A 16,437-nucleotide genomic window follows, 5' to 3' on the forward strand; every position below is an offset into this window, starting at 1 on the left:
ATTCATTGCCGAAGCCTGTGGTCTTAATGAGGGACTGGGAGTGAAAGGCCAGTGGGGAACGCTTCAATCCATGGAGACACGCATGCAGTTTCTATCAGACCCGACACATCGGATCCGATTCGTTTATACCCCCAAACACGCTTCCTGGTTAAATCAAATTGAATGTTGGTTCAGTCTGGTCTCCCGACATTTGCTCAGGCGGCTTTCCGTCAGCAGCAAAGCGATATTACGGACATGCATTTTAAAATATATCGAATATTACAACCGGGTATTAGCTAAACCTTTTAAGTGGCTTTACCGTGGGAATACAAAGTGATGTCATTAATTGCAGAATACACCACTAGAAGTACCTTGGCGTGATGAGGTTCTTATTTCGAGAGCTATTTTTTCTGCCCTCCAACGACAGGAACAACATTCACTTTTCGATCATACCGTGCCGTTTGCGTGATATTTTTATGCCCGGATATTTGCTGTTTTTCCGCCAGTGGCCCTTCAAGATCTGAAACACCTTTTGCTTTCAAATCATGAAAGGTGAAGTGAAAATCCAACTCAGGAAAATTTTGAGCCGCCTGTTCTCTGGCTTTTCGCCAACGGCTGTTAAATCCGTCTCTGGCATATCGTGTTCCGTTGCGTTGATGTAGAACGTAAATACTGCTCATACCTTTATCTATGGGTAACGTTTTACTGAGTTCAATCGCGTTATGTAATCGTTCTGTCCATGCTTTAATTTGAGAAACGGACGTTTTACTCTGTTTAATAAATATGCCGGTGTCGTTGATTTGGGCATAGGTCAGTGCCAAGATATCGGATTGTCTGGCGCAACATAAATATGCAAGCTCCATCGCAACCTGAACGACTGGCGGTGAGATGGAATAAAGTGCGTTATATTCCTCATCGGTAATATAGCGGTCGCGTGCTTTTTCTTTGAATTGCCGAACACCTTTACAAGGATTCCTCTCAACCAATCCCCGTTCATACCCCCAGCCATATACCCGTGATAGAAAATTCTTTTCCCTGTTTGCTTGTGTTTTACTTTTCATTCCGCGCTTATCCATATACTTACGAACGTGCTCTGGCTTTACATTATTCGGGTGCATTTTTCCAAAAACTGGTAGAAGTTTTTTGGAGTTTTTCAAGTAATCGCTTTGGGTCTGCGGACTGAGATCAGTAAAGTCGGGTGAACGGAAAAAAGCCTTAACTAGCGCAGCCAATGTTTCCTCGTTTTTCTCTTCAGCCAGCATCTTTTCGTAAGCTATCCAGACTTCAGTTTGAGTCGCTGAAAAATCACATAAACGAATAGTCCGGCAATCTGGGGTCTGAAACTCATACGCAGACCGCCCCCGCCGGACACGTGGGGGCATCCAATTATCCGCTGGATTATTACGTTTTCTAGCCATTAGTCTAACGCTCCAAAGTTAGGTTCTTGGACAACCTGCGTGGTGGTAGCTCTCTGTGCTAAAGGGTTATTGAAATGTTCCCATGTTGTTCGAGGTTTGCCATCTTTGCGGATAACAAAGAATATACCGGCTTCTCTTAAGGCTTCGCACTGCTTAGAGGGGATTAGGTATCCCGTTAATTCTATGATATCTGCGTCACTGATAATGCCGCTTTTTGCATTCATATTGACCTCTAATTTACAGATAAGAGAATACTTACTTCCTCTTCATAGCTTCTAATAAAATGTCCTGAACTTCGCGTTTTGAATTGCGTCGCTCCATGACCTGCTCATCTACCGTACCGGTGGCAATAATGTGATAAATGAATACTGGGCGGTTGTACCCGGCTTGAATCTGTCGAGTAGGGCCGATGCGTTCAATGATTTGTTGGTACTGTTCTAAGTCCCACCAGTGAGAAAAGAACACTAAAATATTGCCGCCGTCCTGTAGATTTAAACCGTGTCCGGCACTGGCAGGGTGCGCGAACATTACGGGGATTTTCCCCGCGTTCCAGTCGCGTAAAGTCTGCGGATCTGAATCAAGGTGCCTGCCTTTGGGAAAGGCTTTCAGTAATCTGGCTAAATCGTGCTTCCAGTGGTAAGCCACCAGCACGGGCATTCCTCCCGATTCAGCAATGATACTGTCCAGAGCCTGTAATTTAGCGTCATGCAACTCTTGCCAGTTGCCGTTCTCGTCGGTATAGATAGCACCGCTGACGATTTGTAAGCATTTAACTGTCTTGGCTGCTGCGTTTAACGCTTCGACTCCTATACTATCCAGCTCCATGAACATCTCTTTTTCCATTGCTTTATATTGCTGGCGGACTTTGGCAGGTAGATCGACATGGATAACGTTATGGATAGGCTCTTCAATATCGAACCAATCAGCAGCATCAAGGGCGATAGTCACATCGTTTAAGGCTGTTTGCATCTGTTCCTGAGCAAATGGCCACGGCTCTAACTTCACCCATTGCTGACCCGGAAAGCGGATGCTATTGAACCAGCGTGAAGTAAAAGCACTGTACGTCCGGCCTAATCGTTCACCCTGATCGACAAACCATGCTTGCCCCCATAAATCGACTAAACCATTCGGGGATGGTGTACCGGTGAGATTAACCCAGCGGCGAACATATTTATGAGCAACCTTTGCCAGTGCTGCGGCACGCTTGCCACCTTTACGTAACCGAAATGATTTAAGTCGTGTACTTTCATCTGCGATGACGGTAGCGAACGGCCATTTATTTCCTAACGTTTCCACCAGCCAGACAAGGTTGTCATAGTTAGTAGTAAAGACACTGGCATTGGTATTTTTGAGCGCGTCCATACGCTCCTTAACACTGCCAATAATTGGCTGAACTTCGATATTGTGCAGATGATTCCACTTAACCGCTTCGTCAGGCCATGTGGAGCGAGCCACACGCAACGGTGCTAAAACTAATGTCGGTTGTGTTTCGACACCCGCCATGTACAGATATTCCAGTGAGGTGAGTGTTGCTACGCTTTTTCCCATACCCATACCTGCCCAGACATTACAACGGGAAATATCGAGTTCATGATTGATGATCAGGTTTTGGTAGGGGTGGGGTGTGAATGGCTTCATACTTTGCCCTTAAAACTGGGGTAGATATAAAAAACCCTGCTTGTGCAGGGTAGGGTATTTATCGTTTGTCTTCTTCGGGTGTCCACATAAGCCCACATTGATTACATGACCAACTGTTATTTTCAGGATAACGTTTAAGTCCATAGAAATTACAAAAAGGACATGTTTTAGGTTTGTAGGCTTCTTTTATGGTTTTCTTTGGTAAATTTGTATCGCTGTTTGACATACTACCTCCTTTTCTGAGGTATCCTATGCCATATAATCGATAACGTGATAGGGGAAGTTGACGTTTATATTGAGGGTTAATCAAGGAACAGATTCTTTATTTTCACTCGCCCCCCTTATCTTATAAACTGAATTTTGAGTTTTGATATACCCGTCAGTTTTATAAGTGTCAGGATTAACTACTGGAGATGTTATTATTTCTTTTCCATCTTCGAATCGTTTTTGGCTATCATTAAATACCCTGCCATATGCGATAGCTATATTTTCACCATCATAATTCTTACCTTGTAAAAAATGTGTTATTTCTATTTCAGCAGTGTATTGATATGTTCGGTTGTTAATATACGTAGCTAATGATGGCTCGTCTTTATAATCATTATTCATAAACAGTTTCCTTATTTTATTTTCTTAACTGGATAATTACAGCCAATCATTTGATGGAATACCCACGGAGCAAATTTACCTAAACCTATTCCGCTCCATTCACTTAAATTCCAAACTTGCAACCAAACCCAGCGCCATAGGTAAGAATGGCGGATAGTGTTCATGGTGGTATTATCTCTTATAAAATGTCATCCAATGTGTATATCCGCGCTTACCTGACGGATGCCCAATAACCGGTTTAATATCTGTCAATGCCAATATTTCACTGGTTTTAATTTGAGTTTCGTTCCATTTAAAAATTAATATTCGCTCCGGCCTCAATACCCTGAATGCCTCCAGAAACCCATTAGCCAAATCATCGCGCCAATTATTTTTATCCAATGCACCGTATTTCTTACGTTGCCAGCCACTTTCACCCGCACGAATTAAATGCGGCGGGTCAAATATCACTAAATTAAATGACTTATTTTCGAATGGCAGGTTTCTAAAATCGGCTATTAAATCGGGATTGATATTTAACTCCCTGCCATCACATAAAATATGTTGCTCTCTGCGAATGTCACAAAATAAAACATCAGGATTGGATTTATCGAAATAGAACATTCGGGAGCCGCAACACATATCTAAAATAGGTTTATCCAATGATTGCCTCCACCTTTTTGCTATCCAAAACAACGACCGTTTGCCCCAGTGCTCTGAGCCGTTCGTGCTCCCGTAATTGGTCAGGTCGGGGCTTTTCGCCCGGGGCTTTACACTCGACAAACACCACACGCCCATTGGGTAAAACAACAATACGGTCGGGCACACCCCGCCGACCGGGAGATACGAACTTATAAGCTATGCCACCTGCTTTTTTCACTTCATTGACTAAATGTCTTTCGATCACGTCTTCACGTATTTTCATTTAATTTATCCCTGTGGTATTGCTTTAAACAAAATTCAGAGCGAATTTCTGCCCATTCAATATTCAAGGTATTGCGGGAATGGCGAGCGGCTTTATTCCAGACTTTCGACGCCCGTAAATAATCGCCCTCGTGTTCAATGCGCGCGGCCTCGCGCGCATAAATCTTATATAACGGGTTGTCTCGATATTTAAATGACATAGCGTTATCTCAATGACGAGGGCAATTACAACTTTCAGAAAAAGCTAAGGCCAGCGGTGACGGATCATTGGGGTGTGAAATATGATCAGTGTGGTAGACTTTTTTACGGTACATGACAGAAAAGTCGTCACCCTGTTTTTCTGACATTAATAAAATCCCCGTTACCGTGCGGCTGTTAAAAGAACGCCCGTCGCGGGAGGTAGTTATAGTAAAACAACATTTTTCACCTACATTAACTTTCTTTGACTTGCCATAATAGCCGCCGCATATTTCACAACGTTTCATAATCTAATCCTTTCTGTATCTATATGATTCAAACCCGCCAGCGTTCAAAGGTAAATCTGGTGCCCAGTTGGGATTTGTTGAGAGTAGTGAACTTAGGTGTTCTGGTGAGTAATCAGGGGTGTCTGGTGCTTCACTGATAATTTCATCATGCACCGTTAGTACAATGTCATAACCGGATGCTTCTATACATGGCATGTTACCGGCGAGGACATCACGGGCGGCGGCTTGGGTAGCATTTTCCACCAGCTTTCCGCTGTAGGTTTTCAACCGTTGCCATTTACGGCTGTACGGGTTAGTGCCCATGTAACTGATCTGTCCGTCCTCAAGGCGAGGTGAGGGGTAACATACGGCACGTCCTGACGGTAATACCACACGGAGCCATGCACCATCGCGACGAACCCGTAACTTACGGCAAGGGATAGTGATACTGGGTGAACTGATCGCCCTCTTCACCGACTCCTCCAGTTCATACCAGAACGATACCGTTTCAGGGTGCGCGTTACGCCACATACGTTTAAGCGAATCACAGGTAATAAATACCCGTTCGCTCAAGCCGTAGGTATTATCCTGCTCGACGGATTTCTTATACCATTTCAGGGCTTCCCGCTGGATTGATATGGGAATATTGGGTAAAGCTGCCGTAGCCAGTTCATCTAAATCAAGGGCGTAGGTGAGGGCGAATGTCACAAAAGCCGCAACACCGCCTCCGAACCCTAAGCCCAATTCCATGACCTTACCGATTTGCCTCTGGTCTTTCGTGACATCCTCTGGCTCGATGTTGAATGCGCGGGCATAGGCCAGTTTATAGAGGTCAGGGCCTGTACCGTTGTCATACTCACCGAAGGCTTTTAATTTCCAGTCTTCCCCTGCCAGCCATGCGAGCATTCGACCCTCGATATTGGACAAGTCAGTAATGACCAGCTTCTTACCTTCCGGTGCGATAATAACGCCACGTATCACTGAACTGGTTAATTCCATGATGTTGTCATAGATGAGTTCTGCACAATCCGCTTTCAGTGCCTCAATACCGGCGTCAATGGTCGTTTGGGGGAGTGTTGGTCTCAATAAATTTTGGGGTTGGAATAGGCGTCCTGCCCAGCGTCCGGTACGTGACGCCCCGCAAAATTGCAAGGTTCCTCGCAGTCGGTTATCGGCACTAATTCCGTTCATCAACGCCTTATATTTACTGGTGCTGGTGGTACTCGCTTGCAACCGGATAGATAACAGTTCACGTAATGCTAAGGGGATATCTGGATCGCTAATCCGACGTTCTAAGGTACTTTTTTGCATGTCAGGCAGCTCGATACCAAATGCTGTGGTGATATGCCGTAACATGGCATCACGTTGCGTCGCTGCCTGAACATCCCCATCGGTCAGCTTCTGTGTACGTCTTGCCAGTCGTTTTTGCTCCTGCTCCACGGCAGCAACGGCGGATTTTGCCAGTTCCATATCCATATACACACCGCGATCATTAATCTGCTGGTCACGATGCCATAACGCCAGTTCACCCCCCTGATAGTTCCATTTAGGCAATCGCTTATGGACTTCACGCATAGCCTCAATATCCAACCCAGCGTAAGCCACAAATCGCTTCCATTCTTCGGGGTGAGTTTTGCTGGTGGCACGGCGAAGTGCTGAATTTTTAGGTCTGGGCTTACAAAACAACTGAATTAACGCCTTACCTTCTTTATCCTTGGCTTTGTCAGCGGGAATACCCAAGACTTCACACAATGCACCGAGAGCACCCGGTAAACCGTGGGTTAGTGCTTGTACCATCGTGTCACGCCAGCGGCTAATACTCAGGGGTAACTGTGGCATATAATGGCGCAAAACGGTACGGTCAAAGTGGCTGTTATGAGCGAATAGAATAACGGTAGGATCGAGTAACATTTCAGGTAATTCTTTTGGCATGGGCGCTCCGCTGGTCACATCCCATACCTGAGCAGGGTTATTGTTAACCGCCCATGCAAATAACATAATTTCGGCATGTTCGGCGTAAGCGTGAGTACCATTCTTTATCGGTATCTCGCTATAGGTTTCGAGATCGAGCCAGAGTATAGTGTTCATAATATTCTGTTATATTTTGATGAGGGATACATGGGAAGTTCTAAAAGTGGTAAAAGAAAATTTGTGATTAAGACCATCGCTTTTATTGTAATTGTTCTTTTTTTTCTAAAAGGGTATTTAGAAGAGGATGAAGTCCAAAAACGGAATAGAATCTTAAAAACGTATCCTGTTTTAGAAGCATTAAATAAAATAGACCCTCAAAGATTTGAAGTTTTTTATAAACAAGCTTTTTCTTCTGATAATGCAACATCAGATGTGATGATTTCTACCAAATCTTGGGTTAATAGTAATTTGGGCCGTCTTTTAAATTCTGCTCCCGATGAGGCTGTAAACGAATTCGGCGAGCATACTGTGAACATGTTCGACACTTTTTTAAATTTGGATCCCTCAGGTGTGTTTTGCTTTAATGTATTATACCCCGGGGTGGTGGGAAGCCCTGATATACATAATATGGCAGAATATACTAAAGACTTAGCTTTTAAGAGAACGTATTTAAATAGTATTGCTGATTCAATTAGCCAAAATGTTAAAGTAGATAGATTACCTGTAGAACAAGTTGAAGAGGCTATTGCATCAATTCACGTAAAACTGGCTGAAAAATATGGGAATGATTACTATATAGAAGACCCAAAAGAGTTAGCTAAACAACCTGCTTTAGAGTGTAAGTCACGCCGTGACTTCTATACACAATTAATGGAATTAGACCCTCACCTTTCAGCTGAAGTTATTCGTTATCTAAATAAACCTGAATAACACCATTTTTAGGATTGCCCCGTTAGTTATACGGGGCATTTTTTTTATAATCAACTAACTACTTCCGTCGGTAATCCAATTAATGTATTAAGTGCTTCACGGCGAACGGCGGGAACAGGTGCGGCTTTTCCCATATCTTTAGGTAATAATTCGGCAGCCTCCGGCCATTCTTCCAATAACCGCTTGACACTTCGAACTTTTAATAAGACAGCTTCCACATTATTAGTGATATCGGCTCGTTGACTTTTTAATTCGTCGTGCCGCTTTTCTAATTCATAGAATTCATTAACCAACGGATTATCAGCTAATAGGGTGGTATTATCTGGTGTTATTTTGGTTATGTGTTTTCGACTATCGGGATATTTAAAACGCTCACGGGCACCATTAAAATAAGCATAAACACGACTGCCCGCTAGATTGATGCCTACGCAATTACTTCTATTTATAGGTGTGATATTTGTGCGCAATGATTCAGGGAGTTTAGTTGTCAGCTTTTCTATTTCGGACATAATATCTTGTATGCCCTGTTCCATATTTTTACCACCGATGGCTTCGATTCTTATTTTCTCAGCCCAGTCAGCTCGGTCTTGAAATAACTTATCTTCTTTCTCGAATATACCGGCTTTAGTCAGCGCATTTGTAACAATCAAAGATTTTATATCTTTGGTTAATATTTTCTGTGTCATGGTTTTTTATCCTGAAAAATGCCCCGCTAATTATGCGGGACAATTTAGTTAGCTAATTAATTCTTCGAAATCTGCGTCTTCTGCACCTTCGCTCAGGTCATCAAACTCGTCCACTGACGCGACCCCACCGCCTGCGAATGCATCACCATCGCGGAAGAACTGCACCCCGCCGAGTGAAGCCGAGATACCTTTACCGTTGTTATCGTAAGCAAAAATACTGATGGTGGCGTTAACATAACAGCCGGAGTAGGGTCTGCCATCCTGAGCGGTCAGAGGTGTGCGGTCACGATCAATTACCAATGGCCTTGCTTTGTTACTGGCCGAAATATACATGTGGCCTGCATAACCATCATAATCAGGCTTATCATCCCCATCACGGAAATTAAAGCGCATGTTATTGCCCCGGATGGTTTTCAAAATGCCTGCGGCTTTAGCGCCCCATTTATCGGTAGCCACTTTGAGGATGGCAGCTTCTATTTCGGCAACTAACTCTTTGCGCTCTTTAGGAATAAGGAAATTTGAGCGGTATTTAAAATCGCCTTGACCATTAACTTGTGTTGCTTCGAATAATTCAGGGAATGCCAGACGCACGTTTTTCAAACTAATTTTCATGGTTCTACCTTTTTATTGTTTAGATAAGATCGGCAACGAGCGCATCATCGGATACGTCGTCAAAATCATTTATAGGGTTGATGTCCAGTGCTGGACGAGGGTCAGATTCTGATACTACGGTAGGCTTACCGTCAGTCCGTGTGATGAGTGTTTCCAGTTTGGCCCACTTCTTCGGATACTCTTTTTTCAGCACCTTTTCTGCCTGCGTTGGGCTGATTAACTTCTTGGTGTACATCTGGTCTTGCTTGAGTTTGAAGCCTTTTAACATCGCTTCGGCGTCTGTTTCGATACCCCAAGCCCGGTTACCTTGCTTACCTTCTACCAGTTTAAAGCCGGGGACGGGATGGCCCGCATTGAGTTCATCACTGACTCGAATCCGAACGGCCTTGCACCAGCCTTCGACAAAATCAACCTGCGCATATTTGTCTGCTAATGTCAGGCTGTCGTAGTGGGGTACTTTTTCCTTTGCGTTCTGTAACTGAGGCTCTAACGGCTGGGTCAGATCGTCAAAGTCATCCAAGAGGGTATTCATCACATGCTGGGTCAGGGCTTCACAATTAGCTTTCGCCTTACAAAATCGACATTGTTTTTCGCCTGGGGTGAACGAATCCTGGGGTAACGTTTCGACACCTTCACATTGGGCAATATTGAAGGTGACAATGACTAATGCAGCGGCTTCTTTGGCTTGCTCGCCAAATTGCCGTAAATCTTCAACGCTGACCGACCATTCTGAAACGTGGTTCAAGCGTGGCTGGTGGATGAACAAGCGCACGGTCTCAAATTCATACAACATCTCAAACTGATCCAGCGCACCCAATGCGTATAGCATCAATTGCTCGTTACCCTCCGCGTAAACCTTCACGCCCTTACCGTATTTCAGGTCATGAATTTGTAGCTCGTTACCGTTAATAATGATGGCATCTGCTGTACCGAAAGATTTCTCGACCCCAATCACATCAGAAAAATCGACACGCTGTTCGATCATCAGCTCATTACCTTGAGCTAGCCCCCAGACCGTTTCAACGTATTGCGCCACAGCTTCGGCCATTTCCTCATTAACCCGTGGAGTATCGGGCTTGTGCAGAACATACTGGCCTATGTACTCGTTAGCAGTTTGGCCCATGGTAAAGGGCCTGTCTGCCAGTGTTGGTTTCTGTCGGTTACGTAAGACGTTTTCCGCGAGGGCATGCGCCGCTGTACCTTCAAGTGCGAACGGTGACGCGGTATCCTTTATTCCAGCTTCCATCGCCAGACTACCGTGGCAGTGCAGCCACCTATGCGCTGACGATGGCGAAAGACGTGCATGTACTTCCGGCATGTCTAACCCTCCAATGCAGCTTCGGCTAGCCGAATGACTTCGGGGATCTTTTCGTCGGGAACTTGCCCCAGTTTCTTGGCACCATATTTAGCTAAAATGCCTAATGCTTCGTCTTTGTAACCCCCTTTTGCTAGTTGCAAAATAAGCTGCCCAGCTTGCGAGATTAACGCTTGTATGTCAGTGGCTTCTTCTTGGATGTCGGAGTCTTCCGCCTCGTCGTGGCTGGTGGTTGTAGTACCTTCTTTCAACAGTGCTAGCGCAAATTCCCGACGTTCAGTGATACCGGGGATATCGTCCCAGCTCCCCAGCATTTCCAGACACAGATCTAGAATAGTGGCCTTTGTCAGCGTGTTGAGTTCTTGTAACCCCTGTAGTGCCGCATCCAGTGCGTCGGCTTGACCGTTACGTTCTTCTTCACCGACACCTTCGATAACCGCACGGGCTTTCGCCAGTTTATCGGCGGTCAGCTCATAGGCATCATTTTTGAACAAGACGGCAACGGCAACGACCGTTTCTAAATCCAGTGTTTCGATATCAACGGGTGTGTTATCGACTTCTTTTTTAACACTGGATTTTTTCTTTTTATCGGGTTGGTTGATGGGTACGATGTTATCTACCACAAGTTGAACAAACGGTTCTGGGTTAGCTGAAGTAACCATTTGTTCGTCATTTGCTGCCACTAATCGCCTTAGCAAAGGGATTAACATCTCCAGCAGCTCGTTATTTTTAGCCATATGTGTTTCTAAGCTCATTTTTCTAGCCTTTTATTATGAGTACAGAGTAATGGGAAATCGGGTGTTGGGATTACGCTTGAGTTCTTCACATTTCCGTTGCCAGCGAAGACGACGAACGGTATTGCTTATCGGGTACTTGTCTACAGGAATTACTTTCGGTTTCACGGCCTTTAACTCCTCGTTATGCATATCAAAAAGCACACCCAACAGAAATTAATTGCCGGGTGGTTTACCAAGAGAATGTGTTTTTTGATATGGGCGTAAGGGGTACGCCCATTAAGGAGGTGTTATCGTTGAGTCAGGGATATAAGTGCTTTGGCGTGTAGTTCGGCGGCTTCTTGGGTAAGGTGGATTAGACCGCGTTGTAGTCTATCTTTATCAAGGTTATCTCCAGCCCAATAAATATGTCCACAAAAAGCAACTCCCGATATAACTGGATAATAATATTCCTGATCATTCTCTAACGGCTTCCTCACTGGTTCAGGAACATCGTATTCACCGATACGAAAAGGTTTTAACCGATAGTCATGATCGAACCAGAATTCAACAGGCCCACGGCAATCAGACCATTCATCATCTTGGTACTCTCTATATTGGAAATGCTCCCACGGGGAGCTTGATGTTTGTGCAATTGTTGCATACTGCGTCATTAAATCAGCGTGTATGTGCTTGGTCATTTTTATTTTCCTGTACTCAGGTAATAAAAAACCTCGCTTTTTGCGAGGCTGTTTAAAAGGCAATTACTGTTTTTGGTTACATTATTCGACCTATAGTGAGAGCAACTAAAAACAATAAAGACAATATTGCGCATAAAAACTTTATGGCTATCTTTTTTGTTTTAATTGTCACATAAGCAAAAAGCAATCCGGCTGGAATGCAAACAAACCAGAATGAATAACCGAATAACGCGAGTTTGAACAGTAAATATTCGAAGATATCGTAAGCTGACATATTCCCTCATGTATTTTATTGTCGATCTCAGGAATATATCAGAATGCAGCTTGGGTATTAACTATCAATAAGTTTTGAAAAACCCTTCACTAAACTTTCAGCCAGATTTTCGAGTCTTGCTGTTTGATGTGATACTCCTGATGGGTCTGGGAATGGTTTTGCTTCCTTTATAACTATTTCTTTATAGGCTTCAATCACTGCTGTTTGAGCTTCTGGTGGTAGAGCTTGAAATTTAGATTCTTCAGTATTGCAGATGGGATGAATATACGGCCTTCCTCCATCATATTCCGCTAAATCGCATTCCATTAGTTCAGCGGGGGTACGCCCGAAATAATCACCTATTGTTTTCAGCGTAGAGTATTTTGGGTCTTTAACTTCACCTGTTAATGTTCTATGCAATGTTGCCTGTTGCATTCCTACACATTCGGCTAGCCTAGTGACACTTTTTATCTCGTGTATAGCCATTAAATACGATATGTTTTTAGGTAACAGTTCTGTTTCTAAGGTCATTATTCTCACCTTTTTATTGTTAAAGTTGACTCGCCATAGGCCACTTACTAAATGGCCTATAATTAGCCGCTCTAATTGTAGTTATGTTCCTCCTTTTGGTTGAATTTGCGCTCGCACACCCCTACTGCCAGTGTTCCCCGTTCGCGCCCGTTACTCACTCTCGTGCGGAGCTAATCATCCCATCGACCGGATCGCGTCCGATGGTACATCGCAGTACTTCATGCATAGGGGTCTAAACAGTAGGGAGTGTGCTGTTCCGACTTTATAAATTGTTAAAGAGCGTAATTCATTTTATGGTTAAAAAATTCAATAATTAATTTATAAGTTAACTCACATATGAATGTCAACCCAAAATAGAATTATTTTTGCAAAAAGAAAGGCCGCATTTTAGCGGCCATTTTTTATCTAATTGATTTTTATTATATTAATGTTTTATTAGGTCTGGTTTTGCTATACCAGCAACATAGTGGAGGGTTTCAATATCATTTTTAGGGAGGCGAGTAGGGGCGTGGTCTTCGTTGACAGGTATCAAGTGTAAATTTCCATCCCTTTCAAATATAAAAGTTTTGACAGTAACCTTCCCGTCTATTGTTATAATTAAAACTTCATCTCCCGGGGTAACCTCGTGACTCGGTTCTACGACAACAAATTCCCCTTCTTTAATACGTGGCATCAGTGACGCCCCTGTGCACTTAACTGCGTAAGCATTGACATCGTGCGAAGGCCATCGAAGATATCCATTATTCTCTGAGGGTTTCAGTTCTGTATTGTTATCTTCATCGCTAAGGGTGACGTCATTACGTATTGGGATCTGTGGGTATGTATGAGGGTAGTACTCACCCTCTACTTCAATAACTGTTGTTGGTTGCGTATTTTGCAAGTCACATTCAATCAAGTCTATCGCAGAGACTCCAAAATAATCAGCTATTTGTTTTAACGTTGAATATTTGGGGTCTTTAATTTCCCCTACCGATATCCGGTGCATCGTTGATTGCGGCATTTTCAAACGCTTAGCGAGTTCTGTGAAACTGCTAATATCATGTCTATACATTAGGTATCTAATGTTGCTGATTAACATATCGGTGAGTGACGACATTCTTTTTTAGCCTCTAGATCGTTTTGCAATCAAATCACTTGTGCATATTGGCATATTCTAACTTCTTTTAAAATTAAGTTTCGGGTTGAATGTTAATTCAATTTTGGGTATTTTTAATCATACATCAACCTAAAGGAGTTTAAGCTATGTATGATTTTTCACCTCATAAGATGGTTAGAAAATTAATTGAGTCGGGTTTCACGCAGGCACAACTAGCCGAACGTACCGGTGTTAGCCAATCGTCTTTAAGCAGAATCTATATGGGGGAAAGTAATGACCCCCGGTTATCTACTGTTCGTGCTATTGAGCGTTTCTATACCGAGTTTATGAGCGAAAAATAATAGGGCGTAACCATATGTTAGAACAAAAACGCTGGGGGGCGACGCCGGATGAGTGGAACAATTTCGATCTGCTACTTGGTCTTGCGGATAAACTGTTACCTATTGTGTGCAACCCTGACGCCCAAGTGTCCCCCGATTCATCATTGAAAAGCATTGGTAAGACTCCTAGCCGTTACAATAGTTCACGTAAAGTAGCGGGTATTCCCCGTTGGACGGAGAAAACGGCGACTGATTCTGATATCGCGCTGTGGTCGAAAGAGTCGGATTACGGTTTTTGCTTGCGTACCGGTTGGGATGAACTGGCGCTGGATTGTGACAGTGAAAATGAAAATGTGCAGGCTCAGATCCAGGCACTCTTAATGAAAATGTTTGGCAAACTGCCTCCGCGCCGTTATCGCAATAACTCCAACAAGTGCCTGTACATGTTGTCCGTCAAGGGTGAATACCGTAAGCGTATCCATCGTTTGGAAGGGGAGTTAGGTATTATTGAGCTGTTGGCGCAGGGTCAACAGTTTGTTGCTGCGGGGACACATCCCAGCGGCGCACGTATTCAATGGGACGGTGGTTTACCTACTGACCCCCTCGAAATTACGCCAGAGCAGCTAGAAATGCTTTGGTCAGCGTTGGCTGAGCAGTTGCCTGTGACTGATTCGACCACCGCGAATGTTGCCGGTCAGGTACGTGACCTCAGTATTTCTACCCCTAACGCAACTGATGAAACCGCCGACTATCTGGACGCGAACGGCTGGACATTGGATACCGGTAGAAACGGCGAGCGTTATATCAAATGCCCGTTTGCCGATGGTCATAGCATCGAAAGCGACACCACCAGTACGGCTTATTTCCCCTCAAGCACAGCAGGTTTTAAGGTCGGGCACTTCAAGTGCCTGCATGCTTCCTGTGCGCATCGTAATGATGGCGATTTCCTGAATGCTATTGGTTTTGGCATCGATGATTTTGAAGATCTGACAGCGCAGAAAAGTGAGGGTGAATCTGAGTTCACTGATATTGATACGGATATGAGTAGCCACTTTCTGGAAAGGTTTATCTATGTGGTGAAAGGGGACCAAGTTTGCGATCTGTCCCGTCCGCCGTACCGTAGCATTATGGATATGAAGTCCTTTAAAAACCTGATGGCACCGTATCAATTTCCCCCGGTAGGTAAGGGAAAGAAAGAGCCTGTACCCGCAACAAAGAAATGGCTGGAGAACCCGAAGAAGGTCGTTGCGGAGAGCACCGGTTATCGTCCGGGAGAAGGGCGCTTGATTCAGGGGCTTGATGGCTGGCTGGAAATTAACGAGTTCTATTTACCTCCACATCCGAAAGTGAGCAATTTCGAGAAGGCTAAAAATATCTTTCTCAAACATATGGATTATCTGTTACCTAACCCCGCACAAAAATGGTTTTTTATTGCTCGCCTTGCTTGGATGGTACAGCGGCCTGCACGTCGTTGTCCTATCACCACGCTACATATCTCCGTACTACATGGTACGGGGCGAGGTTGGGTTATCCAGCTCATGGAAGCCATATTAGGTTCTTGGAACTGTACCCGCGCCAAGATGGACGTGATTTGTGCTAACCAGTTCCATGACTATCTCTATCACTCACTGTTATGCACGGTCGATGAGGTGAAGGAGAACATCGATAAACGTTATTCGATTAACGATCAGCTTCGAGATTTACTGACTGAACCGCGATTTGAAGTGAATAACAAATACGGCAAGAAAATAACAATGGATATTTTCACCAGCTTCTTGTTTTTTTCTAACCATATAGACGCGCTTTTTTTGCCAGAAGAAGATCGCCGTATTGCCGTGTTAGGTGGTCCTGATTTTTTACAGGATGAAAAATATTTCAACCCATTGTATCAGGCCCTAAAAGATCCTGAGTTTATCGCACAGGTTTATTGGTATCTGATGGCGATTAATCTGGATGATTTCGATTGGCAGCGTGCCCCTGAGACTGAAGAACGGCGATTAATGATAGAGAGTAGCCGATCAGATGTAGACACCGTGCTGTTTGACTTAATTGCAAACCCTCCGGTTGCGGCTATGACTTATCAACAGATAGTGAATTATATCGCTTTGGAAATCGGTCTTGAGGCAGATATCAACCCAAAACGAGTAAGTAATATTCTTCGCAGTAAGGGTTTGAGTCAGGCAAATGCAATTAAGTTTAACGGTAAAAAAGAACGCCCTTGGCTTTTAGCGAAGAATGACAAGGCGAATAGTAATGAACATATTCGTGCTGAACTGGAAAAATGCGAAAAATTGCTAAATGTAGTGTGAAAAAGGTGGCAGATGGTGGCAGATAAAAAACTATCTGCCACCTCGTAAA

General features: G+C 44.0%; 22 protein-coding genes. 4 read left to right on the plus strand and 18 right to left on the minus strand.

Going from position 1 to position 16,437, the window contains the following annotated elements:
* Positions 1-316, plus strand: a 316-nt coding sequence (locus tag Xinn_RS23435) for a transposase (RefSeq protein WP_211285986.1), incomplete at its 5' end; no start/stop codon positions are given.
* Between the two features lie 64 nt (positions 317-380).
* On the opposite strand, the gene Xinn_RS12535 is transcribed toward Xinn_RS23435, so the two are convergent.
* From Xinn_RS12535 to Xinn_RS12575, 10 genes are all read right to left on the minus strand, one after another.
* Positions 381-1,397, minus strand: a complete 1,017-nt coding sequence (locus tag Xinn_RS12535; RefSeq protein ID WP_086956767.1) for a tyrosine-type recombinase/integrase — start codon at positions 1,395-1,397, stop codon at positions 381-383.
* Positions 1,397-1,621, minus strand: a complete 225-nt coding sequence (locus Xinn_RS12540; RefSeq protein WP_086956768.1) for a DUF4224 domain-containing protein — start codon at positions 1,619-1,621, stop codon at positions 1,397-1,399. Before Xinn_RS12540 ends, Xinn_RS12535 begins: the two co-directional genes overlap by 1 nt.
* 31 nt (positions 1,622-1,652) lie before the next feature.
* Positions 1,653-3,035 carry a DEAD/DEAH box helicase gene (locus tag Xinn_RS12545; RefSeq protein ID WP_086956769.1) on the minus strand — a complete coding sequence of 461 codons (1,383 nt, stop codon included), beginning with the start codon at positions 3,033-3,035 and terminating at the stop codon, positions 1,653-1,655.
* 58 nt (positions 3,036-3,093) lie between these two features.
* A complete protein-coding gene (locus Xinn_RS22020) occupies positions 3,094-3,261 on the minus strand; it encodes an eL43 family ribosomal protein (protein WP_169923573.1) in 168 nt (55 codons plus the stop codon).
* 80 nt (positions 3,262-3,341) lie between these two features.
* Positions 3,342-3,644 carry a hypothetical protein gene (locus Xinn_RS12550; protein ID WP_086956770.1) on the minus strand — a complete coding sequence of 101 codons (303 nt, stop codon included), beginning with the start codon at positions 3,642-3,644 and terminating at the stop codon, positions 3,342-3,344.
* Positions 3,645-3,815: 171 nt separating this feature from the next.
* A complete protein-coding gene (locus Xinn_RS12555) occupies positions 3,816-4,286 on the minus strand; it encodes a class I SAM-dependent methyltransferase (protein ID WP_086956771.1) in 471 nt (156 codons plus the stop codon).
* Positions 4,279-4,548: a PDDEXK family nuclease gene (locus Xinn_RS12560; protein WP_086956772.1), complete on the minus strand. Its 270-nt coding sequence runs from the start codon at positions 4,546-4,548 to the stop codon at positions 4,279-4,281. Before Xinn_RS12560 ends, Xinn_RS12555 begins: the two co-directional genes overlap by 8 nt.
* Positions 4,535-4,747: an ANR family transcriptional regulator gene (locus Xinn_RS12565; RefSeq protein WP_086956773.1), complete on the minus strand. Its 213-nt coding sequence runs from the start codon at positions 4,745-4,747 to the stop codon at positions 4,535-4,537. The genes Xinn_RS12560 and Xinn_RS12565 overlap by 14 nt, the downstream gene beginning before the upstream one ends.
* Before the next feature lie 9 nt (positions 4,748-4,756).
* The gene (locus Xinn_RS12570) at positions 4,757-5,032 is read right to left on the minus strand and encodes a hypothetical protein (RefSeq protein WP_086956774.1); all 276 of its coding nucleotides are present in this window, start codon (positions 5,030-5,032) and stop codon (positions 4,757-4,759) included.
* 3 nt (positions 5,033-5,035) lie between these two features.
* Positions 5,036-7,099 carry a DNA polymerase gene (locus Xinn_RS12575; RefSeq protein WP_086956775.1) on the minus strand — a complete coding sequence of 688 codons (2,064 nt, stop codon included), beginning with the start codon at positions 7,097-7,099 and terminating at the stop codon, positions 5,036-5,038.
* Positions 7,100-7,129: 30 nt separating this feature from the next.
* On the opposite strand from Xinn_RS12575, the gene Xinn_RS12580 reads away from it, so the two are divergent.
* Positions 7,130-7,852, plus strand: coding sequence for a hypothetical protein (locus Xinn_RS12580; protein WP_086956776.1), 723 nt, complete (start codon positions 7,130-7,132; stop codon positions 7,850-7,852).
* Positions 7,853-7,902: 50 nt separating this feature from the next.
* Here Xinn_RS12580 and Xinn_RS12585 read toward each other — a convergent pair whose 3' ends face one another.
* The 8 genes from Xinn_RS12585 to Xinn_RS12615 form a co-directional block, all read right to left on the minus strand.
* The gene (locus Xinn_RS12585; protein WP_086956777.1) at positions 7,903-8,538 is read right to left on the minus strand and encodes an Nmad5 family putative nucleotide modification protein; all 636 of its coding nucleotides are present in this window, start codon (positions 8,536-8,538) and stop codon (positions 7,903-7,905) included.
* A gap of 48 nt (positions 8,539-8,586) precedes the next feature.
* Positions 8,587-9,150 (minus strand): DUF2815 family protein, encoded by a 564-nt coding sequence (locus Xinn_RS12590; RefSeq protein WP_086956778.1) that lies wholly within the window; start codon positions 9,148-9,150, stop codon positions 8,587-8,589.
* Positions 9,151-9,169: 19 nt separating this feature from the next.
* Positions 9,170-10,468, minus strand: coding sequence for a DUF2800 domain-containing protein (locus Xinn_RS12595; protein ID WP_086956779.1), 1,299 nt, complete (start codon positions 10,466-10,468; stop codon positions 9,170-9,172).
* Positions 10,469-10,470: 2 nt separating this feature from the next.
* Positions 10,471-11,220, minus strand: a complete 750-nt coding sequence (locus Xinn_RS12600) for a hypothetical protein (protein ID WP_086956780.1) — start codon at positions 11,218-11,220, stop codon at positions 10,471-10,473.
* A 15-nt stretch (positions 11,221-11,235) separates the two neighbouring features.
* On the minus strand, positions 11,236-11,367 hold the full coding sequence (locus Xinn_RS23135) for a hypothetical protein (protein WP_280176143.1): 132 nt from the start codon (positions 11,365-11,367) through the stop codon (positions 11,236-11,238).
* Positions 11,368-11,489: 122 nt separating this feature from the next.
* Positions 11,490-11,879: a hypothetical protein gene (locus Xinn_RS12605; RefSeq protein ID WP_086956781.1), complete on the minus strand. Its 390-nt coding sequence runs from the start codon at positions 11,877-11,879 to the stop codon at positions 11,490-11,492.
* Positions 11,880-12,210: 331 nt separating this feature from the next.
* Positions 12,211-12,663: a helix-turn-helix domain-containing protein gene (locus tag Xinn_RS12610; protein WP_086956782.1), complete on the minus strand. Its 453-nt coding sequence runs from the start codon at positions 12,661-12,663 to the stop codon at positions 12,211-12,213.
* A gap of 424 nt (positions 12,664-13,087) precedes the next feature.
* Positions 13,088-13,759 (minus strand): S24 family peptidase, encoded by a 672-nt coding sequence (locus tag Xinn_RS12615; protein WP_086956783.1) that lies wholly within the window; start codon positions 13,757-13,759, stop codon positions 13,088-13,090.
* Positions 13,760-13,905: 146 nt separating this feature from the next.
* Between Xinn_RS12615 and Xinn_RS12620 the strand changes: the two genes are divergently transcribed.
* On the plus strand, positions 13,906-14,100 hold the full coding sequence (locus Xinn_RS12620; protein ID WP_086956784.1) for a helix-turn-helix transcriptional regulator: 195 nt from the start codon (positions 13,906-13,908) through the stop codon (positions 14,098-14,100).
* Positions 14,101-14,114: 14 nt separating this feature from the next.
* Positions 14,115-16,388 carry a DUF5906 domain-containing protein gene (locus tag Xinn_RS12625; RefSeq protein WP_086956785.1) on the plus strand — a complete coding sequence of 758 codons (2,274 nt, stop codon included), beginning with the start codon at positions 14,115-14,117 and terminating at the stop codon, positions 16,386-16,388.
* Positions 16,389-16,437: the final 49 nt, after the last annotated feature.

Source organism: Xenorhabdus innexi (genome assembly GCF_002632485.1).
Lineage (GTDB): Bacteria > Pseudomonadota > Gammaproteobacteria > Enterobacterales > Enterobacteriaceae > Xenorhabdus > Xenorhabdus innexi.